We start from the raw sequence: 23,737 nt of genomic DNA, 5'->3' as shown, positions 1-23,737 counted from the left end.
TTGCCAGATTTTTAGGAGTAGGGTCGCTCAAGAGGATGCCCTCACGACAACTTTGAATAGTTTGAACTTTACTGTTATTTGCGTACTTGCCTACAATTCCTTACGATCTTTTAACCTGAGTAGTTACGTTCTTGAATATATCTTTGGTGAACCTGAAGAAGAGTGGATGATTCGACAGTGTGTAGACTATTTATTAAGCATTGCTTTGAATCATGAAATCTATTACTATCGCTGCTCAGATTTCATTGGCTTAGTTAATCCGGAACATCCAGTTATTGATATAGAGATCGACAAATTGTTTGTCGAAGAATACGCGCCTTCCATTGGAGCATCAAGAGAGGAAAAGTACAGAATTCAGAAACTTCTAGTCAAATGAGTAGCCAGCGAAGAAAATTTCAGTTGGCTCTCCTTCTTGATAGAGAACTATATAGCGTCCGGTTCCGCGATCGATGCTATCCCAAAACATTTCAAAAGGCTGCCAATTATCGATGGCTTCTTCATCTAGTAAAAGAGACTCAATCAATTCTCGTGTTGGCTGACTGGTTTGCAATATTTCTTGAATTTCGTGCTCAGAAAGCGGGCAAACCGCAAAGCCTTCTGGTTGATTCGATACGTGAGTCATATCGAGAATTGATTGTGTTCCATCTGGCATCGATTGATCAAGAAGGGCTTCTATTGCTGCATGCACACTGCCATACTGCTCAATCAATTCATTTGCAGAGCGATTTGATTGATTGAGAGTTACACCAATCTGCATGTTGGTTGACATTTGATTGAACCAGTAATCAAACCCGTAACGTCCCATCCTGAATTCTTGCTCTCTCAAGTTTTGAAGTGCTTCGTTAATATCCCTTTGGTAGGGAGTGAAGTAGTGCCAAGGATTTCCGCCCATATCGTTGTTGAGTAAATCATCTCAACTCATTTTTCCCAGGTTTTGCAATAAAAAAGGAGATGGAATAATCCACCCCCTCAACTTAATTGCAGAAAGAATCTACAAATCAAAAATTAGTAGCGGTAGCCGCTTCCACCAGAACCTGGTTTGTGAACGATGAAGCTCATTACTTGGCACTGTTTGATGTTGTCGAATGCTACGACGCGGATGTAGCAGTTCGAGTACTCAGAACGGCACTGTTGAACTTCGTTCAGAACTTCTTGAGGAGAAGTTGCGTTGAACAAAGGCAACTTCCACATTGTCCAGTAGTACTGCTCAGGAGCAGACGACTCGCTGAACTCGATACAAGGGAAGAAGCCGTTCTCGATCGTGTATTGGATTTGACGAGCAATTTGAGCATCGGTCAAAGGAGGCAAGTAGGAGAACGTTTCAAAACGCTGCTCTTTAGGGAGAGTTTTCATGAAATCCTCAATAAATTAACTAGGTTCAGGATCAGAATCTTCGGTTGTGGTCGTCAAATCGAGTTGCGTCATTCGTTCTAGCTGTTTGCGGCGTTGCTCCATGTTCGCTTGCTGCATTGACGATCGCAGCATTTCCGGCAGCACATCGGCAATCTCTTCAGCAAGATGCTCTCGCACCGTCAGAATTCGGAAAGCCAGATCCTGACGTTCGCGAAACAAAGCCTCCATAAATGCTTCACCGTCTGTAATGCTTTCCCTTGAAGAAAACTTGTGCAGCCAGTAAGCCTTTTTAGGATCAGTTTCGTCTAGCTGAGCATAAACAACCCGGACAGCCTGATACGTCAAATAGCTTGTTAGCGTTTTTGTCGTATCTTTCGCAATTCGCTTCAGATCCATAAGTTGAATTTTGAATAATAGATTTTAGATCTTGGGTTTTGGCTTATTGTGCAGCCTAAAACCCAAAATCCGCAATCTAAAATTCATCAGACGGTATCAACAGCTTCAAACTCGAACTTGATTTCTTTCCAGAGTTCGCAAGCAGCTGCCAAGTCAGGCGACCAGCGGCAAGCTTCACGGATGATGTCTCCACCTTCACGCATCAAGTCGCGACCTTCGTTACGAGCTTGGACGCAAGCTTCGAGCGCAACACGGTTAGCCGTTGCACCAGGTGCGTTACCCCATGGGTGACCCAAGGTTCCACCACCGAACTGCAATACAGAGTCGTCGCCGAAGATTTCAACCAACGCAGGCATGTGCCATACGTGGATACCACCAGAAGCAACTGCCATGACACCAGGCATGGAAGCCCAGTCTTGGGTGAAGTAAACACCACGGGAAGGATCGCGCTCAATGTAGTTCTCACGCAGCAAGTCGATGAAACCAAGGGTGATCGCCTTGTCACCTTCGAGCTTACCAACGACGGTTCCGGTGTGAATGTGGTCACCACCAGACATTCTCAAGCACTTCGCCAAGACGCGGAAGTGAATACCATGGTTCTTCTGACGGTCGATAACTGCGTGCATTGCGCGGTGAATGTGCAACAGAACGCCGTTATCACGACACCAATGAGCCAAGGAGGTGTTTGCTGTGAAACCACCGGTCAAGAAGTCATGCATGATGATCGGCATTTCGAGTTCTTTCGCGAACTCTGCACGCTTCAGCATTTCTTCGCAGGTTGCAGCGGTTACGTTCAGGTAGTGACCTTTGATTTCGCCGGTTTCAGCTTGTGCCTTGTGGATTGCATCTGCAACGAACAAGAAGCGATCGCGCCAACGTTGGAACGGCTGCGAGTTGATGTTTTCGTCGTCTTTGGTGAAGTCCAAACCGCCGCGCAGACATTCGTAAACTGCACGACCGTAGTTCTTAGCGGACAGACCCAATTTCGGTTTGATCGTACAACCGAGCATCGGACGACCGTATTTGTTGATTTTGTCGCGTTCAACTTGAATCCCGTGAGGAGGACCTTGGAAGGTCTTCAAGTATGCAACCGGAATGCGAAGGTCTTCGAGGCGCAGCGCTTTCAACGCTTTGAACCCGAATACGTTACCGACCAAAGAGGTCAGCAAGTTGGTAACAGATCCTTCTTCAAACAGGTCGAGAGGATATGCAATGTAAGCAATGAATTGGCTATCTTCGCCACGGACAGGCTCGATATCGTAGCAGCGTCCTTTGTAGCGATCGAGGTCGGTCAGCAAGTCCGTCCAAACGGTCGTCCATGTTCCCGTTGAGGATTCAGCAGCAACAGCAGCAGCAGCTTCTTCGGGCGGAACGCCAGGTTGAGGAGTCACCCGGAACGCTGCCAAAATATCGGTGTCTTTAGGCGTGTAGTCTGGGGTGTAGTACGTTAAGCGGTAATCTTGTACCCCAGCCTTATACCCAGCTTTCGACTGGGTTTTGGTTTGAGCGTAGGACATATCTCCCTTCCTGTAATGAAAAACGATGGAAAACCTTATAAGCAGACATCACCAACAGTGACCAGAGAAATCCTCTGACCGAATTGGTTGGCATATTGCCCTAGTCACTGGGGATCAGTTTGCCACAACATGATCCCATGTTTGGAGTCAGTTTCTTTAATCTCGACTGATTCCGGTGCATAGGCGCAGACTTTCAGAATCATATCAGGATTTCAATAAGCCTTACTTTAGAGAATCTATGTTCGTTGATAAAAAAATGTTATCAGACATGTCCAATTATTACGTTTGCCATATTAAAGCTTAAGAAAATTGGAACTGCCTCATCTGCTTCAGAAAATGCGATCGCTGTCAAGAGGATGAGCATTCTGATTTGCCCGAAAATCGCCCAATTTATAATAAAAAATCTGAACTAAATCTTAACTAACTACAAAAATTAGAAGCGAATGATTCGTGAAACCATAGAATTATGCCTTACCAAAAAATAGATGCGTCTGAGCAGAGATGTCCGTAGTTTCATCTAGGTTCCAACAAAGCTCGATCATTTTATCCCGGCGGTAGTTTATACCCTTGTACTATGAATATACTGCTGAGACAATTTTTTGGTTTTATAGAATACTAAAGCGAGGCTTAGTTTATGTCTCTTTTAAAACGATGTGCAGCAGAGTTTCTAGGCACATTATGGCTGGTCTTTGGGGGATGCGGAAGTGCAGTCTTGGCAGCAGCTTATACAGCAGATACAGCCAAGATTGGTGAGAATACGACGTTTCCGCTAGGAATTGGTTTGGTTGGCGTGTCGTTAGCATTCGGGTTGACGGTGCTGACGATGGCTTACGCGGTCGGTGGAATTTCAGGTGGACACTTTAATCCGGCGGTTTCGTTTGGATTATTTGCGGCGAAGCGGTTTCGCGGTGGACAAAACTTGCTGGCGTACATTGTGGCGCAGGTTTTAGGCGGAATTGTGGGGGCTGGAGTTCTGTATTTGATTGCGTCTGGAAAGCCTGGGTTTGCGCTAACGGGATCGAATCCTTTAGCGACGAATGGATTTGACGCACATTCGCCGGGAGGGTACGGATTAGTCGCTTGCTTTTTGGCAGAGGCGTTTTTGACATTCTTCTTTTTGCTGATCATTTTGGGCGTGACTGATCGACGAGTTGCAAGTGGATTTGCGCCTGTTGCGATCGGGTTTGCGTTAACTTTGATTCATTTGATCAGCATTCCAGTTACCAATACTTCAGTGAATCCGGCACGGAGTCTAGCTCCTGCGGTATTTGTCGGTGGAGAATTGTTGGCACAGGTTTGGTTATTCTGGGTAGCTCCAATACTCGGCGCAGTTTTAGCCGGATGGGTCTATTCATCCTTGTTTGAGGATGCGCATACTTCGGATGAGCCGGAGCGGATTGAGGAAATGGTTTAACGAATTGAGAGCGGAGGTAAAAGCCTCCGCTTTTTTTAGGGTTGGCGAGTTGCGATCGCGAGGCGAATGTTGGGAATCGATCTCAGCCGATCCATAACAGTAATGACTTGCCCGTGAGGGACTTTCTCGTCGGCATTGATCACAACAACGGCTTTAGGATTTCGGCTAAGAATTTCTCGCACTGCAGCAGGGAGAGTGCTGATATTCATTGGTTTTTTATCGAGAGCAAGCTCGCCGTTCGGAGTGATAGTAATCACGACTTGAGAAACTTTTTGAGATTCAGCGGTGACAGCTTTGGGAAGAGCGACGGGTAAGCCTTGCGATCGCGTAAGAAACAGCGTAGACATGATGAAGAATGTCAGGAGCGCAAAGATTACGTCGATCAGGGGTGCAAGGTAGATTTGGGGAGGTAGATCTGGGTCTTCGGGCAAGCGCATAATAGAAAATCCTGGATTTGATCGTGTGGGGTTCAGGCTCAACCTTTCCTACAGTTGATTAATTTCACTGAGCTACTGATCACGAGCGACCGATTAACTCACGACTTAGAAAGTGTGCCGACGACGATAGAGAAGTTCTAACTGTCCGCCGTACTCTTGAATCAGCGCAATCTGGCGCGCGTACAAACCTCGGAACAGATTGGCAAACAAGAGGGTGAAGATGGCGACAACCAGACCCGAAGCAGTAGAAATCAGAGCTTCACTGATCCCGCCTGTGACTCCCAGTGTATTCGTCCCCCCAACATCTCCAAGCCGTAGGGAAGCAAACGAGTTAATCAGTCCGGTGATAGTTCCTAGCAATCCGAGCAGGGGAGAAAGACCGACGATCGTATCAAAGACCGTATTAAAGCGTTTGAGCAAAGGAATCTCTGCGAGTCCGGCGCTTTCGAGAGCGAGGCGAAATTCTTCAGGCGTAGCTTGTTCTAATTCCAAGGCGGCAAGGAAGATTCGAGCGATCGGTAAATCGGCGTTCTTTTCTAACATTTGGAACGCGGCAATTTGGTTGCGTTTGTAGACGCTGAGCACTTCTCGTGCCACTCTTTGATGACGTTGGGAGACTTTGCCCCAGAAAAGAATTCGCTCTAGAATCAGCGCGACTGCCAGGATTGAGAAAAGCAGAAGCGGATACATGACAAGTCCGCCAGCAATAAACCAGTTAGGCATGAGAAATGGGCAATCTTTGGACGATTCATTATTATCGATGACTTTGAGTACGATCGTGGTAATTTCGGAGCGTGTTTGAGGCGTGAGCACTGATTCAATTTATACAGGTTGCGCTGCAAAAAAGGTTTCAGAGAGTCTGATACCGACATCATTCATGCGCTGTTGCAAGCTGTCTAAGAATTCATGCAGCCCGGATTCCATCACATCTTCGATCGTTAAATAATCTAAATCCGATCGCAGTTTTCCGAGCGATCGCTCAACGGATGTATTCCAAGCGCCTTCAGGCGTTCCGGTGATTTGATGCAGCGATCGCTCAGTTTGGCGAATACAATATCGAATCGATCGCGGAAATTCTCGATCGAGCACTAAAAACTCAGCGACCGAAGTTGGGGTGATGCGATGCACGCCACGTTTGCGATACATCTCATACGCACTTGCAGACCGCAACAATGCCATCCACTGCAATTGATCTAACGTTGTGCCCACATCTCGAATCGAAGGAAGCAAAATAAAGTACTTCACATCGACAATTCGACTCGTTTTATCGGCTCGTTCCAGCCAGCGACCCATGAGTCCAAAATGCCAGCCTTCGCTATGGGTCATCGTGGCACTGGCAACTCCCGCAAACAGATGGCTTGCAAGTTTGACTTCACTAAAAAATGTAGGAAAATCAAGCCGATCCGCGACTGCTGCATCATTGACAAAGTGATAGAACGCATTGATCTGTTGCCACATCTCAGACGAAATAATTTCACGTACCGATCGCGCATTCTCACGGGCAGCATTCAAGCAGGAAATGATGGAGTTGGGATAAGTGCGATCGAAGGTCAAAAACCGAATTACATTATCCGCAGTGGCTTCTCCATACTTCTCTTGAAAGATAGCTAAATCTCCAGTCGTCCGGATCAATGGCTCCCATTGCTGAACAACCCCGATCGGTGAATCAAGAGATAAATTCAAATTCACATCAATGAAGCGCGCAATATTCTCAGCACGCTCAACATAGCGATTCATCCAGTAGATCGAATCTGCAACTCTACTTAGCATTGTTCTTTCCTCTAGCTAGCTAACCACCCAAGTATCTTTATATCCGCCGCCTTGCGACGAGTTGACGACTAATGAGCCGCGCTTCAACGCAACGCGAGTCAGGCCTCCTGGCGTGATGTAGATATCTTCGCCATACAAAATATAGGGACGTAAATCCACATGACAGCCTTCAAACTCATCGCCCATTAAGGCAGGCACACGCGATAAGCAGAGGGTCGGTTGAGCAATGTAATTGCGAGGAGCAGCTTTGATCTTTTCTGCAAATTCTGCTCGTTCTGCTTCAGTCGATTGTGACCCAATCAACATGCCATATCCTCCCGACTCATTCGCCGCTTTGACCACGAGCTTATCTAAGTTGGCGAGCACATAGCTCAATTGTGAAGGTTCCCAGCAGAGGTAAGTTGGAACATTCGACAGAATCGCATCTTCGCCGAGATAGTAGCGGATCATTTCTGGAACATACGCATAAATCACTTTGTCGTCTGCAATTCCAGTTCCCAAAGCATTGGCTAAGCCTAATCGACCCGATCGATAAACATCCATCAGTCCTGGTACTCCCAGCAGTGAGTCTGGGCGGAATGCTAACGGATCAATGAACTCATCATCAATGCGTCGATAAATCACGTCGACTCGCTTCAATCCTTTCGTGGTTCTCATTTGCAAGTAACCGTCTGCAATCACAAGATCGCGACCTTCGACGAGTTCAACGCCCATTTGCTGAGCTAAGTAAGAATGCTCGAAGTAAGCAGAGTTATAAATGCCTGGGGTCAGTAGTACAACAGTGGGATTCTCAATGTAATCAGGAGCGAGATTCAGCAACGTTTCGAGTAAATAGCTTGGGTACTCTTCGACCGGCTGAATGTTCATGCGATTAAAGACGAGCGGCAGTGTGCTTTTCATAATCCGCCGACTTTCGAGGACATACGACACGCCAGAAGGACATCTGAGATTGTCTTCTAGGATGTACCATTCTCCAGTGCGATCGCGAACTAAATCCATCCCGCTAATATGTGACCAAATTCCTTTCGGGGGCTTCAATCCCATACAGGGCTTGAGAAAGCCTCGCGAAGAAAACACAATCTCGGATGGAATCACGCCATCTTGAATGATCTTTTGGTCGCCGTACACATCGGCTAAAAACTCATTCAGTGCGACGATTCGCTGCTTCAGTCCCTTTTCTAAAATCTGCCATTCTGCAGCCGCGATCGTCCGAGGCAGAATATCGAACGGAAAAATTTTCTCGGTGCCCTGCTCATCGCCATAGACGTTGAAAGTTACGCCCATTTTGAATAGTGCAATCTGAGCGGCTTGCTGACGATGTTGAATTTCTTCGATCGATAAAGAATTAATCCGGTCAATGAGCGGAGTCACTTCTGGACGAGGACGACCCGGCGCATCAAACAGTTCGTCGTAAAAATGTCCAGGATCATAGTTTGCTAACTTCACAACAAATCACCATAGTGCTCTCTGATTAATAGGATTGAGTGAACTGCTTAAGCTGTAAAGCTGAATACTAAATCCATCATCTTAGGAATCAAGAAATATAACGAAGTCAATCTATTCTCTGAATGAAATTGCAAGGTAGAGATGGAATTCTGCAAAGTTTGGCAATTCATGATGTACGCAGCAGATTTGGGAAACGGACAACGGTTAACGATCGAGAATGTTGGAACACAGACTGTGCTGACTTGGACAAGCCAGAGTTCTGGGCAGCAACAAAGCCAGCAAATGAGCCTCTCGCTTGGCGCTTGGTCAAGTATGCCGAAGTTGTTTAAATCACATTCCAGCTTTATTTTGCAGATCGAATCTCAACGCACGTCTTACATTCGATTGCAGGCAAACGGAATTAGTCTGTTGAGCGAAGTGCCGCTGATGCTTGGTTCTGAAGAGGTTTTGTTTCAGCGTGTCACGACTCCTAGTAGTCCCAAAATGCCAGAAATGAAGCCATTAGAACCCCTGCGGATGGGCAATATGACCATGCGAATGGAACCGATGGAGATGAGCATGGGCAATATGAATCTCCGATTCGAGACTGAGACATCTTCATCTGCCAATGCTTCAACGGCTCACTTCTGTTCGCAATGTGGAACGAAAGTGCAAGAGAACGATCGTTTTTGTGCGCACTGTGGAACAAGGCTAAAAAGTTAGCAACTAAATTCCCCGAATCCGAGGAATTTAGAAGGCGATAGTATGGCTAGCTATGTTCAAAAGTCTGGCTCAAGGCGTGGGCGGAAAAGTTGCAGACCCTAAATCACCCGCCGCACCCATGACTTTAGCTTCGCCATTATTGTACGACAGCGAAACTCCTCCCGCGTTTCCCGTATTGATCTCGACAGATTTACCACTCCAAGATCTCTGGGTTCCTTTTGTCAGTGTGCCTTCGTAAACAGAAGTTCCATCAACGAGGACTTCTACCCAGCTTTCCTCAGTGATATTCATTTTGACATTGACAGCCCCTGGAGACGGTGAAGCAGGAGTCGGGCTACTTGGGGTAGAAGCGACTGGAGCAGAACTGCCGGGTGTAGGCGCTTGAGAGGGTTGTACAGTCGGAGAAGTTGCAGCACTAGGATTCGATCGCTCTGGCTGACGATTGACAAACGTTGAAGCGAGAACGCCGATTACGCCTAATCCGATTGCAGCCGCTAAAGCAATCAGTGGCAGACGAGCAGGTGGCTCACTGGTGCTGATGCGAGGAGGCGTAGGAACGGAGTCGCGGACGGCAGTAGGCTCGAGTTTTTGAGCAGGCTGAGGATCACGAATGGCAGCAGGTTCAGAAGCTTTGGGTGTGGGAAGTGGAGTTGGAGCTTCGCTATGCACGACCTGAGGAGGCTCAGCAGCCCTGGGGATGGAAGGTTCAGGTGCTTTGGGAACAGCAGGCTCAGATGCTTTGGGGATAGAAGATTTGAGAGCAGTTGGCTTCGGGGTTTGAGGCTCGATCGTATTCGAGATCAAAGAAGCCGTCGCTGGAGCAGGCAGGGGGGAAAGATCAACAGTGAACTCTTTCGACAGTGCGATGCCGTCAAGCCCAATCGCATCCGCAAAACGCCGAATGAAGCCTTGAATGAATACAGGCTCGGGAAGCCGATCGAGATTTGCATCTTCGAGCGCAATCAGTAATCGTTGCGGAATGTAGGTTTTCGCGGCAATTTCTTCGAGCGACATCGATTTTTTCTGACGCTCCTGACTGAGCCGCGTTGCGATCGCTTTAAGTTGTTCTTTTTGTGCCGACATACCCATAAATCCTACGACTTTCTTTAGCCTTGCATCATGACAAAAGCACTTTAGATCGAGCCTAGCTGCTTGAGTCAAGCGTATCGTGTTTCAGCCCCGTGTACAAAATCACGATCGCTTTTCAGTATGATGGGGAAGCTAAAATTCTGTAAAGCGTTTTGGCGGAGAGTTCTGATTGTATAACTTATGCTGCGCCGCCCTGATATTGCGTTTATTCCCACCCCTGAATCCGCGATCGAAACTTTGCTCGAAGTTTTACAAGTCAATGATTCTGATGTAATTTACGATCTCGGATGTGGCGATGGACGGATTTTGATCAGTGCCGCATTCCAGTTTGGGGCGCAGGGCGTTGGGATCGACCTTGATCCCCTTCGAGTCAAAGAAGCTCAAGCGAAAGCAGATGAGTTAGGAATTCGCGATCGCGTTAAGTTTCAAGAAGCGGATTTGTTTACAAGTCGATTTGAAGATGCTTCGATCGTCGTGCTATATCTTCTGCCACATCTGAATTTGAGGCTTCGACCTGCTTTGTTTGAGCAGCTTAAACCGGGAACGCGGATTGTCTCGATCGATTTTGATATGGGGGATTGGTTACCTGAAAAAGTGATTAAACTCGATATCGAAGAAGAATCGACCTTGTACTTCTGGACAATTCCAGCCTAATAAAAACCTCCTTGCTCTCAGGGAAGCTTAAAACATCTGCCAATCTGGAGATCGAAGCCGGCGCAACTGCTCGGCTCGTTTGCGGAAAAATGAATCGTCCAAACGGCTGTAATTGTGGCGCAGGGCATAGGTTAGACTAATTGACCAAACCCAAATATGAGCCGTTTGAGTAAAAGCAGAAATTGCTTTCAGTTCAAAAGCTTCCAGCGGAGTGACGGATTGATATCCCGCTAAAAATGCCTCTCGAACTCGACGGCTAATGCCTGTATTGAGCGCAATCTGCCGAAACTTACCCAAATCAAACGCTCGCCAACCCAATCCACATTGATCAAAATCAAATAGAGTGGGTTGATCAGTCTCTGTAAAATGAGCATTACCACTGTGCGGATCGCCCCAACAAATCCCCCAATAAGGAGCCGATCGCGGAAATGTCTGCAACTCTGATTTGATTTGCAAAATTGCAGTTTTGAGATAATCCCGATCACTACTTTGCAAAAACGGAGCGATCGCATCCCAGGATTCATCGAGCAAATACTTCAGCGTCAAAGGCTTGCGATCAAACTTGCATTCAAATGCTTCTCCAGCTTGGTGCATTTTTGCGATCGTTTCTCCTAATTTCGTCGCCTGCCGAACGCTCAAATCTCCGAGCGGAATTGCACCAGGCGCATAGATAAACAAAGCAGCATAGCGATCTCCCTCCGGGGCTTTGATCACAATTGACAATTTGCCAGAGGTTGTAGGCAAGGGATAAGCAACTGAAATCCCTTTCTTTTGCAGAAAATCAAGCAACGCTAACTCAAAATCGATATCTGCTTGCGATCGCCAACCCCAATGGGAAACTCTCAGCACATACGCTGCTTGATCGGTTTCAACCAAATAGACATCACTTAAACCGCGGCACCAAAATTCGCAGGATCTGACCGTTCCAATGTCATAGCACGACAGCACCCTAGACACGATCGCGCTTGGATCGATCGTAGAATAAAGAACGGGCAAAGAAACAACTGTCATGAACTGTTAACGATTTTGTCAACCTCTATACTGGGCTAGAACGACCTCGCTAACGGTTAGATGTGATACGAAACCCGTAAACTTGAGAATGAAGATTTAATTACAAAAGGCGATCGCTGTGATTCGAGTCGGAATAGTTGGAACTGGGTATGCCGCAAAACTGCGGGCAGAAGCTATCAATCAAGACGATCGCGCGAAGTTAGTGGGAGTGGCTGGACATCGAGCCGATAAGACAACTGAATTTGGACATACCCATCAAACTCAAGCATTTAACGCTTGGCAAGAGTTACTCGGTGCTGTTGATTTGGTGATCATTTGCGGGGTGAATTCAGAACATAGCGCGATCGCTCAAACGGCGCTCGAATCGGGCAAGCATGTAGTTGTGGAATATCCTTTAGCCATCGATCTTGAATCTGCGACAACGGCTATCGAGACGGCTCGTGCTCAGAATCGATTACTTCATGTTGAACATATCGAACTACTCGGGGGAGTCCATCAGGCATTTTTGCGATCGCTTTCCCAAATTGGCACGCCTTTTTATGCCCGCTATGCAACCGCCACACCGCAACATCCTGCACCTGCTAAATGGACTTACAATCCCTCTGTTTTTGGGTTTCCACTTGTAGGAGCATTGTCTCGGCTCCATCGGCTTGTTCACGTCTTTGGACAGGTCGAATCTGTGAGTTGTCAGAATCGATATTTGAACTTACAGAGCGATCGTTTTTTGGGCTGTATGTGTAAGGCGCAACTGAACTTTCAGAATGGCGTCATTGCGGATGTTGTATATAGCAAAGGCGAAACAGCATGGAGCGCAGAACGCAAGCTAGAAGTTCAAGGTGATCAAGGCGCATTAGTCTTTGAGGGCGATTCAGGTGTGTTGATCAATTCTGAAGGTGCAACGCCGATCGAGATTGGTGCGCGCCGAGGTTTATTTACCAAAGATACCAGTGCAGTTTTAGATTATTTGTTAGACGGCAAGCCCCTCTATGTCCAACCTGAAGAAAGTTTGTATACCTTGAAAGTTGCGATTGCTGCTCAGCGATCGGCAGAATCCGGACAAACGATTCGCATCGATTAAGCACTTCGTTGCAACTTTGTTCAACTCTTGTCGATGCTGTAAGTCGAGCAAAGTTGCAACACATTCTACTTCCCTAGCGATTGCAAGCCGCCTCTCGTTGGCTCGGCGTTGCATCTGGATAAAATGTCACAATTCCGCGTGCCGCTTTCACAAATACCGCTTTAAAAGGAATCCTTGCTTCTGGATCTCGTACCGTAAACAAACAAACGGACTTACTACTCGAAGTCGATCGTGAAGTTTTAAACGCGATCGTGGCATCTGTCAAAAGCTCCTCAGCATTACTCACATAGGAATATCCTTTCTTCGCATCTCTAGAGATCACCTGATTGCCCCGACGCACCTCAACGCCTAAGGTATAGATTTTCCCTTCGACCACCTCTTCTGCTTGAGCATTATTCGGCAATCGTCCTGCAATTCCGGCTTGCTGCAACTGCCAGTAACGCCCTACATAATGCAATCCTCCAATCTGCTGTGAGCCTCGCAGTTCACCACAAAAGATATGCTCAAACCCTTTTCGATTTGACCAAATCGTCAGCAGATCATCTTGAAACTGCTGATCACTTCTGCGACCTGGAAAAATCTCACCCCCTACTGCGGTTTTAATCCTTTGCACAACATCAGGCGATTCTGCAAACAATCGACGCAATCTAACGGTTCCAACCGGGCTACCAAACTCTCCGCAAGTTGCAAGTACTTTGCGATCGAACTCATTCAATTGCGGTGCAGGCGGAGTAATGTCTACTAAGCGATCGCGAGGAATGCCGACTTGCGCTGGATTATTTTCTTGATCAAAAAATGGCAAAAGTGCTGACCTAGCTGAAATCGCGCGAGTTGGCTTGGGTTTCTTTTGTCTCGCTTGGTATTCAATTCGGGGACTAGATTGAGCCAATGCAGAGGAGTAAACCGTTGTTACACCGAGTAAGAGAAGTCCAGAGCCTACTAGCCCAACTTTGAGAAATTGTTTCATCGCTCACCATCTACGAATGTCATGCCAAAAATTGGGCACTACTAAACGTAGACCATGATACGCGCCTTCCAGTTTCTCACTTACCTAAAAAATCTCTTATGCGCTCCAAAATTCCGGTTGGACTGCTCTTGCTAGTGAGTTTAATTTTCGTTGGATGTGGTGATCGATTTTTGCCATCCGCGATCGGGAAATATAGCTTGCAGGCTCGAACTGCGATCGACCAACTCTTAATCAATGCTTTTCCACGGTGGCAACCTAAAACAAATCCGAACCAGCGGACTGAAGACGCGGTTCGGAATATGAAGAAGTAGGGAATGAGAGCATAAAGAATCAGGGAATCTTTAGAAATTTTATCTCCCTACTCCCCACTCCCTACTCCCTACTTCTACGCCTTCTTCAACCAGCTAAACATCGCACGCAGATCCTTTCCAACCTCTTCGATCGGATGCTCCGCCTCACGCCGACGCATTGCATGGAAACCTGCCTTACCCGACTGATTTTCCAGCACGAATTCTCGTGCAAATTGCCCGGTTTGAATCTCGTCGAGAATCTTCTTCATCTCTGCACGAGTTGCATCGGTGACAATTCGAGGACCACGAGTCAAATCTCCATACTCCGCAGTATTCGAGATACTGTCACGCATCGTCGCTAATCCACCTTCTACAATCAGATCTACAATCAGCTTCACTTCATGTAGACACTCAAAGTAAGCAAGCTCAGGCTGATATCCTGCATTCACGAGCGTTTCAAATCCAGCTTTGATCAGCGCACTCAGACCACCGCACAGCACAACCTGCTCGCCGAATAGATCAGTCTCGGTTTCTTCCCGGAACGTCGTTTCCAGAATGCCACCGCGAGTACCGCCAATTCCTTTGGCATACGCCATTGCGCGATCGCGTGCTTGACCTGTCGCATCTTGATACACGGCAAACAAGGCAGGCACACCTTGACCTTGTTCATACGTGCGACGCACCAAATGCCCTGGACCTTTTGGTGCAACCATGACCACATCCACATTCGCAGGTGGAATGATTTGAGCATAGTTGATGTTAAAACCGTGGGCGAATGCCAGCACATTGCCTTCGCTCAGATTCGGTTCAATTTCATGGGTGTAAACGGAACGTTGGACTTCATCTGGCAGCAAAATCATGATGAAATCCGCAGCCTTTGTTGCATCCGCAACACTATGAACCGTTAAGCCAGCGTCTTTCGCTTTCGTCGCTGATTTACTGCCCGGATACAGCCCAACGATGACGTTCATGCCGCTGTCTTTGAGGTTAAGGGCGTGGGCGTGCCCTTGAGAGCCGTAGCCAATAATCGCGATCGTTTTGCCCGCAAGTAAATCTAAATTGGCATCAGCGTCATAGTACATCCGAGCCATATGAGGAGTCTCCCAGCAAGTCGTAGATAATAAATTGGTGTCAGAATCAGTAATCTTATCAGAAAGTTGGGAAACTATTCGGAATCATTCAGAATTCCTAAAAGTCTGATAGAGTTGGCAAAAATAGAGCCGAGGCACGAAATGTTGAGAGTGAGGTAGGATATCGCCCGGTTTCTAGTAGACTTACTCAATTTACCTACTACCGTCAGTTTTCATTATTGATCTGGTTCTGGAGTCTTAATCAAATCGATTTTCGTCCCTATTTATATGGTGGGAAAATTTGTTTTATATAGCTTAGATCTTTACATCAATCATGTCGCTCAGTATCCTGAACTCTATATATTTGTCCATTCAAATGGCCCTATTTTGGGTAGCTTAGAACTTTCAGAATTTTCCAGTTTAAAGATCCCCAAATTTGAGAGATTCAGGGAGCAAAACAGGCTATATATTTCACGAGCAATTTGGGACTGCTATCTCTCAAAGACGAACCGATTACCTATCATTTTTTCATTACTCAATTGCATTCATCGTTTCAATCTTCAGATCTAGAGGATGCGAATTGTTTGGTTGATTTCACGGTTTACTGGTTTGTGCGATCGCACAAACTCCTCGGAAAATTTATTTGACTTCTTCCATTATTAATGTTGCCTTTCACGAATAGTAATGGCATGCTGGCATAGGCTGTCGCGCTATTGTTTGCGACTCCGCAGACGCAAAATCGATGATTACTCTCTGAATCCGAAAATTACAAAATCGCAATGTAGCTAAACCTGAATTTCAATCATTCAAGTTTATGTCTTCTAAAGCTGTAAAAGTTTCGGCGTTGGTTTATGCGATCGTGTTTTTAACAATTCTCATCCTTGCCTACACGGGGAACCTTCCCACCCAACTCGACTTCATTCCCTACTTGGATAAGATCGGGCATGTCATTCTCTACGCGATCGCAACCTATCTCGGACATTCCCTTTTCGGATATCGTCGTCTGCGAAATGGGATGCCAATTTTCCCACTTCTTTTTGCGATATTCACGATCGTTGAAGAAGCAGTGCAAGGATTCTCACCCAATCGCACGCTGGATGCGATCGATCTCGTGATGAGTTTATTCGGGATTGGCTTAGGGTATCAGCTCGCCGAAAACGGCAACAAGCGCCGTTCCTAACACCACAAAGCTGAATTTATGGAGTCCGACTCTGCTCAGCCTGATAAATGTAGAACTTGCCAAACATGCCAACGGTTTCCAACTGAAACGCAGGCAAGTCAAGAAAAATGGGCAAATTCGGCACAATCGATCGCGTGGATAAATTCGTACGATAAATGCTGAATAGTCCGAAATTTTGGCGATCGGTACTTTGGAGAATTAATTTTTTAACCTGCGCTTGATTATCTTGAACAAACTGCGGGCACTGCTCGCGAATAATTTGAGGCACTTTTTGACAGCCTTCAGCTTTGATTTGCTGTAATGCAAATTCTCCAAATGCGGCTTCATCAGGATTAGTCAGCGCCATGAATCCTGCACCTCCCAGCATTGCTAACCCAACAGTCCCCAAAAGAATCTGAGAGGATTTCATCTTCACACCACCCCGCTACAATTCACGATTTGGTCTTCTATGACGTTTTACCAAGTCTACATGTTCTCAGATTCTTGAACTTATCTAATTTCTTATGCTATGATCATTAACGCAATGGCGAGCGTAGCCAAGTGGTTAAGGCAGAGGATTGTGGTTCCTCCACTCGGGGGTTCGAGTCCCCTCGTTCGCCCTTCCTGGTTCTAGTAAACCCAAATGGAGACTTTTCTGAAGTCTCCCTAGAGCCGAAAATTGAATCCTTCAAAGGTGGGCAAAGCCCATCTCTTGACCCTTTGATCTGTTCGACAAAGGGTCGGATTTTTTATGGAAATCTGTAAGCGATTCACGCTTTTAGGTCTGAAAGCTTCTTGATTGAGTAGACGTTACGATCGCCCCTTGCTATGACTTTTTCCTGGCGAGCCGCGTGTCCCTTTAACTTCTACAACAATTGACCTTAACTGAGATTCCTGAGATCCCTAACTTTCCTTAATTTACCCTTATCGACTCGCGGAAGCAAACCGAATAACTTAGACACATCAACTACGAAAGCCCCTCTAACTCAGGCTTTCAAGACTCTAAGAAAGGAGCTTCCCACATGAGCGTCACTCTAACATCTCAATTTCGTCATGCTGTACTCAAAGCCACAGCCCTCTTGAGCATCAGTGTGCCAGTCCTGACACTCTCAGCACCTCAAGCTGCACAAGCAGATGCACCTCAAGCTCAATGTACTCAAGCGCTCGGCATTAATATCTGCGCCGATATACAAGAACCCCCCGTTGCTTATGGACTCTACGCCCAATCCAATAACATCACGAGTGAAAGAACGCTGTTGCCGCCTGAAGGCGGGTGTCCGGTTTTCACAATCAACGCTCCGAGTGGTCGTTTTCGGGTAGAAGGCTGTTTTAAGCCTGGTTCACCTGCCACACTGGAAGGTGCAGTGAAACGCATCGGCACGACTCAACAACAAGCGTTTAGCTTGAACTTACCCGACGGCCACTTCTTAGGAGACGACCGCCATTTGGGAGAAAAAGGATATGCGTATTATTTAGATGGTGTACAAGTGGCAACGGAACCCAAGTGGTCACGTCAAGATGCAATCACTCACCTGGAATTAGCGAAAAAGACTTATCCCAACCGACAGGTCGAAGGCTATTTCGACGGGAGGAAGCTGGGGTATGAATTATTTTGGGATGGGGTGCGAGTCGGGTTTGAACCAAGTTGGAGCATTGCACAGGCAATCGACAATCTGCAACAAAACAAGAAAGCTTATCCTGAGAAGCGAGTTGAAGGGGTCCTAAACGGGCGAAAAATCGGCTATGAATTGTTTTGGAATGGGGTGCGAGTCGGGTTTGAACCGGGCTGGACGAAGCAGCAAGCGATCGACAACCTCCGTTGGAATAAACAGACCTACCCAAATAAAAACGTAACAGGCTTGTTCAACGGTGAACCGATCGTTTTCCAGCGACCCGCTACCCGTCCTCCAGTTGTGAGACCCTCATCAGTCTAAGCACAGTTCCTCCCGTTCGCTGTGTAGAGTGTGGGGAGAAGATGCAACGTTCCTCCTTCTGAAGCGGAAGCATATCCCTTGCGAGTGACGACTCAATGCTTTTGAAACAAGAAGATGGTATCACAAACTACAAAATGTGATTAAGCAGGAGGAAAACATGGCTGTAATGAACCATAGACGAGCCGTTGGTGTCTTTTCCACTTCTCAAGCAGCAGAACAGGCTTTAACTGAATTGCGGGATGCTAGATTTCCGATGGATCGCGTCTCGGTGATTGGGCGAAACACCGATCGATTGGAAGACAGTCGTCATATCGGGGAAACACATGTTCAGGATCTTTCTGAAACCACTCATGTTGATGAAGGATTGAAGACAGGCGCAGCAGCAGGCGGCGCAGTTGGGGGTCTAACAGGCTTACTTGTTGGACTGGGTACACTTGCAATTCCTGGTGTAGGACCAATTCTGTTAGCAGGCGCGACAGCAACAACACTCGCAACGACCTTGGCAGGTGGAGCGATCGGAGCTGCGGCAGGCGGGCTGCTTGGTGGACTCATCGGGTTGGGAATTCCAGAAGATCGAGCACGGGTTTACCACGATTACGTTACTCGTGGAGAATATCTTGTGATTGTCGATGGAACAGACGCAGAAATTCACCAGGCTGAATCTATTCTCAAGCATCGAGGCATTCACGATTGGGAAATTTACTCTTCTCCGACTTCTGCGGTTCGATAAAACAGACGGTGAGATAGCTACGGTCTAGTGCGGCTTTGACGATGCTTTCTCACTTGTGTTGAGACTGTAATTCTAGAGAAATAAACCTATGAAAAAGATAATGACGCTAGCGCTGAGCAGCATTCTCCTACTTGGAGTCGCTGCTTGTGAAAGCAATTCATCAAAAACGAGTGAAAGCGCTCCCAATTCGACTGAGAAGACTGGGGAAGTTCCGACGAATCAAACTGCCCAAAATAATCAGAACGATGCCGCAAGCAAAGTGCGAAGAGATCAATTGAACTCTGATATTCGCGCTCGCGAACAACGGAGTAATGCAACGGGCGGAGATACTGATCGCGCTGATAGTGATCTAGCAAGAGAAGTCGGCAGCAAGCTGGAAGCGAATATTCCCAATGGTCAGTTAGCGATTAAAGCGAAAGATGGTGCAGTCGTTGTTTCTGGGACCGTACAAACTCAAGATCAGCTCAATAAGATTGAGCCTTTATCCAAGGAGATCAAAGGCGTTAAGACAGTCAACGTTGCGGCAAAGGTTGCTCCTGCTCAAAAGCAGTAGTGTGTGCAATTTTCAAATCGCAAGTAAACAGGATTTGAAAATTACATAAGCCTCAATCATGGATGTCCTGATTCGCTGAGAATCGCACAATCAGGACATCCACTGATTTATAAGCAAAAGTTACTAGCTCTCAAGAGCAAATGGCACTCAGTAAAGTTGAGTTTGAGTTAGAGAAGATGCGATCGCGTATCGTCTTCTTCTCAAAGATTCAAGTTGAAGTCGTTAAAAAAGAGCGATCGTACAGCACTGTACGATCGCTCTTTACAATTTATTTGCTCAACTTAAGGCGCTAACGCATTGCCGCGAATCAAGCTGCCGATTGTTTTCGCCGTAATCTTTAATTGCACCAGCGGATTTGCCGGGACAACCGTTTTGTAGAGATAGCTATCGAAGGTCAATTTCTGAACATCGATATCCGAGCACATTTCGACGAATGCTTCGCGAGTTGCGTCCGTCCGATAGAACACGGTTTGCAGAATATCCAACACCTTGTAGGTCAGACCATACTGCTTATCCCACCGCTTGAGATAAACTTTCAAATCCGCCTCAGTGGGAATCCGACGGCCATTTTCGGAGAATTCAACGATCGTTTCTGCACACATCCGCGCTGACTTCGCAGCGAAGTAAATTCCTTCACCAGAAGACTTCGTTACGGTTCCTGCTGCATCGCCGACAAGGGCAACGCGACCGACAACGCGCCGAGGTCTGGGATGTTCTGGAATTGGATGCGCTTCGACGCGAATGATCTTACCGCCTCTCAGCTTTGCCGCCGCACGGGCACGAATTCCAGCTTGTAGCTTTTTGATGTCTGCTTTGTTGGGCGACATCGTTCCGGTTCCGACCGCAACGTGGTTGTATTTCGGAAACACCCAAGCGTAGAAATCTGTAGAGACATCATCGCCCACATACATTTCTGCCAGGTCTTCGTAATACGCCATCTTGTCGTCTGGCAAGCTGATGCGCTCTTGGAACGCGATCGCATAGTTATAGTCACCTGCATCGATCGCTTTTGCGACGCGTGAGTTTGCCCCATCCGCGCCGATCACCAGATCGACTTCTAGGGTTGCCGCTTTTCCTTCTAAGTTGCCATCGGAATGATCCGCATAGTGTAAGGTATAAACCCCGTTTGCACTCGTTGGCAATTCCAGCTTGTGCATCGTGCCGTTAATCAGCTTCGTGCCACAAGCCACTGCGCGATCGCGTAAAAAGCCATCTAAGACTTCGCGGCGGCACATGCCAATGTATTCATCGTCTTTCAAAGTGCTGCCGATGCTGACTTCCACGTTGGACGGGGAAATCATTTTCATCTTGCGAACTTTACGATCGATAATTTCTTCTGGCAAGTCAAACTCAGCCACCATACAGAGGGGAATAGCCCCGCCACAGGGTTTTACGTTGTCTAACTTGCGTTCGATCAAATAGGTTTCAATACCTGCTTTTGCTAACGTTTCTGCTGCGGATGATCCAGCAGGTCCGCCGCCTACAACTGCAACCCGGAGTGTCAAAGGTTTTCTCCCAATTTCTTAAAAGCTACGAGAGCAATGGTATCACGCCTGTTTTGCTCATCTGTTACGGAGTGCCGCAAGTTGAAACACAGCTTAACAATTCCTCTCGCAAGGTTTCGAGTGCATCAATGTTCTTATGCTGAACACTTTGCAATTACTCTATAGAACTGATGCGAATCTCTTGCTCTCTTAACGTATTGCGCTCCCAAAATACACCGTCTGCCAATCCTTGAATTTTCGGATCAATCTCTGCTAATTCCAAACGGCGCTCTGTGAATAAACAATATTCTTCATTCTGCTCAATTCCTAAGTAGTGCCGTCCTAATTTCTTTGCGACGACTGAAGTTGTGCCACTGCCAAGAAACGGATCAAAGACAAAATCTCCGGGATTGGAGCTGGCGAGAATTAATTTTGCAATCAATTTTTCACTTTTTTGAGTGGGATGGTCGGTATTCTCCGGCATTGACCAAAACGGAATCGTAATATCTGTCCAAAAATTCGAGGGATGAGTATCGCGAAAATTTCCCTGTGCGGTCACTTGCCAATCCTTCGGCGTTCCGTCCTGAGTCCGATAAGGCGCAATCACCCGTCGGCGCTGCTTCACTGCCTCGACATTAAAGGTGTACTCGTGAGACATCGTACAAAACCAAATATCTTCGCTGGAATTTTTCCAATTGGTTTTGGCTCCTCGCCCCTTCTCACGTTCCCAAGTAATGCGATTTCGCACAATAAAATGAGTCGCAGCAACCGTGAAAATCGAAGCAGAAGACAGCCAATCGCCACAAATGTAGATCGAAGCAGTCGGTTTCAGCAAAGGCTTGAACTGAACGATCGCAGCATCGAGCCACTCGGTATATGCCTCGACGGTACGACGCTCAAACTTGAAGCCATTGAAATTCTTCGTCAAATTGTAGGGCGGATCGAGAATCAACAGATCTACAAATCCAGTCGGCAGCAGAGTAGCGATCTCCAAGCTATCCGCTTGAATCGTTCCGGTTCTCAAGTCTGAACTCAGCCTTTCGATAGAAATCAATCGCGGTCGGAGTCGATCGCGATCTAAATCTGTGAGTTCTAGGCTACGATTTCGATTCGCTTTCAGCTTTTTAGCGATTGACATAAGAGAATCCTAACGTTTCCTTTAAAAACCATCGTTTTTGCGGTTGTCATTTAGCACATTCTGCTCTGTTAGTTGAACTTTTGTAGAAATGCTTTAACCAAAGTAATAGTTTTTAGCGAATTCCCCGGACACGGTTTAAAAAATTAATGGGTAAGGTATTACAGTATTCAGATTTTTTCGACAATTGGGCATTCTAACGATTGCACAATTTCAGTTCGACAACTTCTGTCACTCAGATTGGGTAAGAAACCACTTCCATTTATCTTCAGGGTTGACTTGTCATGATGTTCAAAATCGATAATTTTATCTGCGTACAATCACTTAGGCATCGACTTTTTTCTCAGCTCAACCTATGTAAGAAGCAATAACTCCACCGTGTAAACACTGGATTCGTTGACTTCGATCACGTAGAATAGTGGTCAAGACGATGAAGCGAGTCCCCCACTGTAGATGCTCTATCTTCATAGGTTGCTGCCCATGAGTACTTTTCTAAAGACTACACTGACGGCAACTTTGGCTGTGAGTGTATTACTGATAATGGATGGCTCGAAGCTGGTTCGAGCAGAAAGCAGTCCATCTACCAATGGTTCAGAATCCGTACAAGTTCAAAATGCAAGTCCGGTTGCACCCATCTCGATTCGCTCCACTGTCCGCCATTTGGCTGAACCATTACAGAACAGCTTCGATCCAGAACCCAACGATCCTCCTAAAGGAACAGGCGGGTCAGGAACCCGTTAGCCAAAGAGTTTCGATGTTTCAATGTTTTGCTTTCAGTTCCGCAGTTCAGTTCGCTGAGCTGCGGATTGTTTTATGCGATCCTGAAACAGGTGTGCTTTCTGAGAACAGTGCGTTATGACTCAACCTTATTCCGATATTGACCTTGCGCCCTTTATCGATCATTCGCTGCTTGCCCCGATCGCGACGCCTGTGCAGGTCGAGCAGTGGTGTGAAGAAGCCGATCGCTATCGGTTCGCCTCGGTTTGTGTCCTGCCTGTGCATGTTAAGCAAGCCGCCAATCTGTTACACACGAAACAACCGCGCGTCGGAACGGTGATCGGATTTCCGATCGGTGCAAACACCTCAAACGTCAAACTTTATGAGGCACAAGATGCGGTCGAAAATGGAGCGAGCGAATTAGATGTCGTGATTAATATCGGCTGGCTTAAATCTGGGAACCTCGACGCTGTGCATCGAGAAATCGCTGAAATCCGAGAAGCGACCGGATGTCCGATCAAAACGATTTTAGAAATGTCGCTTTTAACAGAACAGGAAAAACGCACAGCCGCAGAAATTTGTTTAGATGCAGGTGCGGCTTTCCTGAAAACAAGTACAGGTTGGACAGGGGGGGCAACGGTCGCAGATGTGCGCCTTCTCAAAGAAATTGCGCAAGACCGAGTCGGAATTAAGGCTTCTGGTGGAATCCGTACCGCAGAGCAGGCTTTGGAGTTAATCGTGGCGGGAGCAACTCGACTTGGAACCTCACGAGGTGTTGAGTTACTGCGCCAGCGCGATACCCTGGATAAGAACCCGTCTTAATCCGTCTAC

Annotated in this window: 28 protein-coding genes and 1 tRNA gene; 14 read left to right on the top strand and 15 right to left on the bottom strand. The window is 46.9% G+C overall.

The features are described 5' to 3' along the window. The coding region (locus tag J0L70_RS24800) for a hypothetical protein (protein WP_287456299.1) at positions 1 to 376 on the top strand (376 nt) is incomplete at its 5' end. On the opposite strand, the gene J0L70_RS24795 is transcribed toward J0L70_RS24800, so the two are convergent. From J0L70_RS24795 to J0L70_RS24780, 4 genes are all read right to left on the bottom strand, one after another. After that, positions 365 to 892 (bottom strand): hypothetical protein, encoded by a 528-nt coding sequence (locus J0L70_RS24795; RefSeq protein WP_287456298.1) that lies wholly within the window; start codon positions 890 to 892, stop codon positions 365 to 367. The genes J0L70_RS24800 and J0L70_RS24795 overlap by 12 nt on opposite strands. A gap of 113 nt (positions 893 to 1,005) precedes the next feature. Continuing rightward, positions 1,006 to 1,353 (bottom strand): ribulose bisphosphate carboxylase small subunit, encoded by a 348-nt coding sequence (locus tag J0L70_RS24790; RefSeq protein WP_017288866.1) that lies wholly within the window; start codon positions 1,351 to 1,353, stop codon positions 1,006 to 1,008. A gap of 15 nt (positions 1,354 to 1,368) precedes the next feature. Beyond that, the gene (gene rcbX / locus J0L70_RS24785; protein ID WP_017288867.1) at positions 1,369 to 1,749 is read right to left on the bottom strand and encodes a RuBisCO chaperone RbcX; all 381 of its coding nucleotides are present in this window, start codon (positions 1,747 to 1,749) and stop codon (positions 1,369 to 1,371) included. Positions 1,750 to 1,835: 86 nt separating this feature from the next. Then, a complete protein-coding gene (locus tag J0L70_RS24780; protein ID WP_017288868.1) occupies positions 1,836 to 3,266 on the bottom strand; it encodes a form I ribulose bisphosphate carboxylase large subunit in 1,431 nt (476 codons plus the stop codon). 634 nt (positions 3,267 to 3,900) lie between these two features. Between J0L70_RS24780 and aqpZ the strand changes: the two genes are divergently transcribed. After that, the gene (gene aqpZ, locus J0L70_RS24775) at positions 3,901 to 4,680 is read left to right on the top strand and encodes an aquaporin Z (protein WP_017288870.1); all 780 of its coding nucleotides are present in this window, start codon (positions 3,901 to 3,903) and stop codon (positions 4,678 to 4,680) included. A gap of 35 nt (positions 4,681 to 4,715) precedes the next feature. Here aqpZ and J0L70_RS24770 read toward each other — a convergent pair whose 3' ends face one another. The 4 genes from J0L70_RS24770 to J0L70_RS24755 all read right to left on the bottom strand — a co-directional run bounded on the left by J0L70_RS24770 (position 4,716) and on the right by J0L70_RS24755 (position 8,333). Then, positions 4,716 to 5,117, bottom strand: coding sequence for an ExbD/TolR family protein (locus tag J0L70_RS24770; protein ID WP_017288871.1), 402 nt, complete (start codon positions 5,115 to 5,117; stop codon positions 4,716 to 4,718). 105 nt (positions 5,118 to 5,222) lie between these two features. Then, positions 5,223 to 5,840: a MotA/TolQ/ExbB proton channel family protein gene (locus tag J0L70_RS24765; RefSeq protein ID WP_017288872.1), complete on the bottom strand. Its 618-nt coding sequence runs from the start codon at positions 5,838 to 5,840 to the stop codon at positions 5,223 to 5,225. A 99-nt stretch (positions 5,841 to 5,939) separates the two neighbouring features. Next, the gene (locus tag J0L70_RS24760; RefSeq protein ID WP_268242286.1) at positions 5,940 to 6,887 is read right to left on the bottom strand and encodes an alpha-E domain-containing protein; all 948 of its coding nucleotides are present in this window, start codon (positions 6,885 to 6,887) and stop codon (positions 5,940 to 5,942) included. Between the two features lie 15 nt (positions 6,888 to 6,902). Continuing rightward, positions 6,903 to 8,333: a circularly permuted type 2 ATP-grasp protein gene (locus tag J0L70_RS24755; RefSeq protein WP_017288874.1), complete on the bottom strand. Its 1,431-nt coding sequence runs from the start codon at positions 8,331 to 8,333 to the stop codon at positions 6,903 to 6,905. Between the two features lie 141 nt (positions 8,334 to 8,474). On the opposite strand from J0L70_RS24755, the gene J0L70_RS24750 reads away from it, so the two are divergent. Continuing rightward, the gene (locus J0L70_RS24750; RefSeq protein ID WP_190652043.1) at positions 8,475 to 9,035 is read left to right on the top strand and encodes a zinc ribbon domain-containing protein; all 561 of its coding nucleotides are present in this window, start codon (positions 8,475 to 8,477) and stop codon (positions 9,033 to 9,035) included. Between the two features lie 69 nt (positions 9,036 to 9,104). Here the strand turns inward: J0L70_RS24750 and J0L70_RS24745 are convergent, their stop codons facing one another. Continuing rightward, positions 9,105 to 10,118 carry a helix-turn-helix domain-containing protein gene (locus J0L70_RS24745; protein ID WP_287456297.1) on the bottom strand — a complete coding sequence of 338 codons (1,014 nt, stop codon included), beginning with the start codon at positions 10,116 to 10,118 and terminating at the stop codon, positions 9,105 to 9,107. 186 nt (positions 10,119 to 10,304) lie between these two features. Here J0L70_RS24745 and J0L70_RS24740 point away from each other — a divergent pair, with 186 nt between their 5' ends. Continuing rightward, entirely contained in the window at positions 10,305 to 10,778 is a 474-nt protein-coding gene (locus tag J0L70_RS24740) for an SAM-dependent methyltransferase (RefSeq protein ID WP_287456296.1), read from the top strand. 27 nt (positions 10,779 to 10,805) lie between these two features. On the opposite strand, the gene J0L70_RS24735 is transcribed toward J0L70_RS24740, so the two are convergent. After that, positions 10,806 to 11,789, bottom strand: a complete 984-nt coding sequence (locus J0L70_RS24735) for a homoserine kinase (RefSeq protein WP_287456295.1) — start codon at positions 11,787 to 11,789, stop codon at positions 10,806 to 10,808. 118 nt (positions 11,790 to 11,907) lie between these two features. Here J0L70_RS24735 and J0L70_RS24730 point away from each other — a divergent pair, with 118 nt between their 5' ends. Continuing rightward, positions 11,908 to 12,867, top strand: a complete 960-nt coding sequence (locus J0L70_RS24730) for a Gfo/Idh/MocA family protein (RefSeq protein WP_287456294.1) — start codon at positions 11,908 to 11,910, stop codon at positions 12,865 to 12,867. 73 nt (positions 12,868 to 12,940) lie between these two features. Here the strand turns inward: J0L70_RS24730 and J0L70_RS24725 are convergent, their stop codons facing one another. After that, positions 12,941 to 13,834, bottom strand: coding sequence for an EndoU domain-containing protein (locus J0L70_RS24725; protein WP_287456293.1), 894 nt, complete (start codon positions 13,832 to 13,834; stop codon positions 12,941 to 12,943). A 98-nt stretch (positions 13,835 to 13,932) separates the two neighbouring features. Here J0L70_RS24725 and J0L70_RS24720 point away from each other — a divergent pair, with 98 nt between their 5' ends. After that, positions 13,933 to 14,145 (top strand): hypothetical protein, encoded by a 213-nt coding sequence (locus J0L70_RS24720; protein ID WP_017288881.1) that lies wholly within the window; start codon positions 13,933 to 13,935, stop codon positions 14,143 to 14,145. A gap of 74 nt (positions 14,146 to 14,219) precedes the next feature. On the opposite strand, the gene ilvC is transcribed toward J0L70_RS24720, so the two are convergent. Next, on the bottom strand, positions 14,220 to 15,215 hold the full coding sequence (gene ilvC, locus J0L70_RS24715) for a ketol-acid reductoisomerase (RefSeq protein WP_017288882.1): 996 nt from the start codon (positions 15,213 to 15,215) through the stop codon (positions 14,220 to 14,222). A 793-nt stretch (positions 15,216 to 16,008) separates the two neighbouring features. Between ilvC and J0L70_RS24710 the strand changes: the two genes are divergently transcribed. Then, positions 16,009 to 16,374 (top strand): VanZ family protein, encoded by a 366-nt coding sequence (locus J0L70_RS24710; RefSeq protein ID WP_287456292.1) that lies wholly within the window; start codon positions 16,009 to 16,011, stop codon positions 16,372 to 16,374. Positions 16,375 to 16,390: 16 nt separating this feature from the next. Here the strand turns inward: J0L70_RS24710 and J0L70_RS24705 are convergent, their stop codons facing one another. Further along, entirely contained in the window at positions 16,391 to 16,783 is a 393-nt protein-coding gene (locus tag J0L70_RS24705) for a DUF4359 domain-containing protein (protein ID WP_017288884.1), read from the bottom strand. Positions 16,784 to 16,900: 117 nt separating this feature from the next. Between J0L70_RS24705 and J0L70_RS24700 the strand changes: the two genes are divergently transcribed. The 5 genes from J0L70_RS24700 (at position 16,901) to J0L70_RS24680 (ending at position 19,863) form a co-directional block, all read left to right on the top strand. After that, positions 16,901 to 16,973 (top strand) — tRNA-His (locus J0L70_RS24700). A gap of 402 nt (positions 16,974 to 17,375) precedes the next feature. Next, positions 17,376 to 18,287 (top strand): hypothetical protein, encoded by a 912-nt coding sequence (locus J0L70_RS24695; protein WP_287456291.1) that lies wholly within the window; start codon positions 17,376 to 17,378, stop codon positions 18,285 to 18,287. A gap of 157 nt (positions 18,288 to 18,444) precedes the next feature. Further along, on the top strand, positions 18,445 to 19,017 hold the full coding sequence (locus tag J0L70_RS24690) for a signal transduction histidine kinase (STHK), LytS (protein WP_190652068.1): 573 nt from the start codon (positions 18,445 to 18,447) through the stop codon (positions 19,015 to 19,017). Between the two features lie 88 nt (positions 19,018 to 19,105). Then, complete coding sequence (locus tag J0L70_RS24685; protein ID WP_190652069.1) at positions 19,106 to 19,570, top strand: BON domain-containing protein; 465 nt, start codon at positions 19,106 to 19,108, stop codon at positions 19,568 to 19,570. Between the two features lie 140 nt (positions 19,571 to 19,710). Then, on the top strand, positions 19,711 to 19,863 hold the full coding sequence (locus J0L70_RS24680; protein WP_017288888.1) for a hypothetical protein: 153 nt from the start codon (positions 19,711 to 19,713) through the stop codon (positions 19,861 to 19,863). Here J0L70_RS24680 and chlP read toward each other — a convergent pair. Then, the gene (gene chlP / locus J0L70_RS24675; RefSeq protein WP_017288889.1) at positions 19,852 to 21,075 is read right to left on the bottom strand and encodes a geranylgeranyl reductase; all 1,224 of its coding nucleotides are present in this window, start codon (positions 21,073 to 21,075) and stop codon (positions 19,852 to 19,854) included. The two genes, J0L70_RS24680 and chlP, sit on opposite strands and share 12 nt — an antisense overlap. A 154-nt stretch (positions 21,076 to 21,229) precedes the next feature. After that, complete coding sequence (locus J0L70_RS24670; RefSeq protein ID WP_017288890.1) at positions 21,230 to 22,192, bottom strand: DNA-methyltransferase; 963 nt, start codon at positions 22,190 to 22,192, stop codon at positions 21,230 to 21,232. A gap of 477 nt (positions 22,193 to 22,669) precedes the next feature. Here J0L70_RS24670 and J0L70_RS24665 point away from each other — a divergent pair, with 477 nt between their 5' ends. Both J0L70_RS24665 and deoC read left to right on the top strand, forming a co-directional pair. Further along, positions 22,670 to 22,930: a hypothetical protein gene (locus J0L70_RS24665; protein ID WP_287456290.1), complete on the top strand. Its 261-nt coding sequence runs from the start codon at positions 22,670 to 22,672 to the stop codon at positions 22,928 to 22,930. 114 nt (positions 22,931 to 23,044) lie between these two features. Further along, a complete protein-coding gene (deoC, locus tag J0L70_RS24660) occupies positions 23,045 to 23,728 on the top strand; it encodes a deoxyribose-phosphate aldolase (RefSeq protein ID WP_287456289.1) in 684 nt (227 codons plus the stop codon). The last annotated feature ends 9 nt before the right edge of the window (positions 23,729 to 23,737 follow it).

This window comes from Leptolyngbya sp. UWPOB_LEPTO1 (assembly GCF_017302695.1).
GTDB lineage: Bacteria > Cyanobacteriota > Cyanobacteriia > Leptolyngbyales > Leptolyngbyaceae > Leptolyngbya > Leptolyngbya boryana.
The sequence above is the reverse complement of the archived record's forward strand: the minus strand, read 5'-3'. Positions and strand labels throughout refer to the sequence as shown.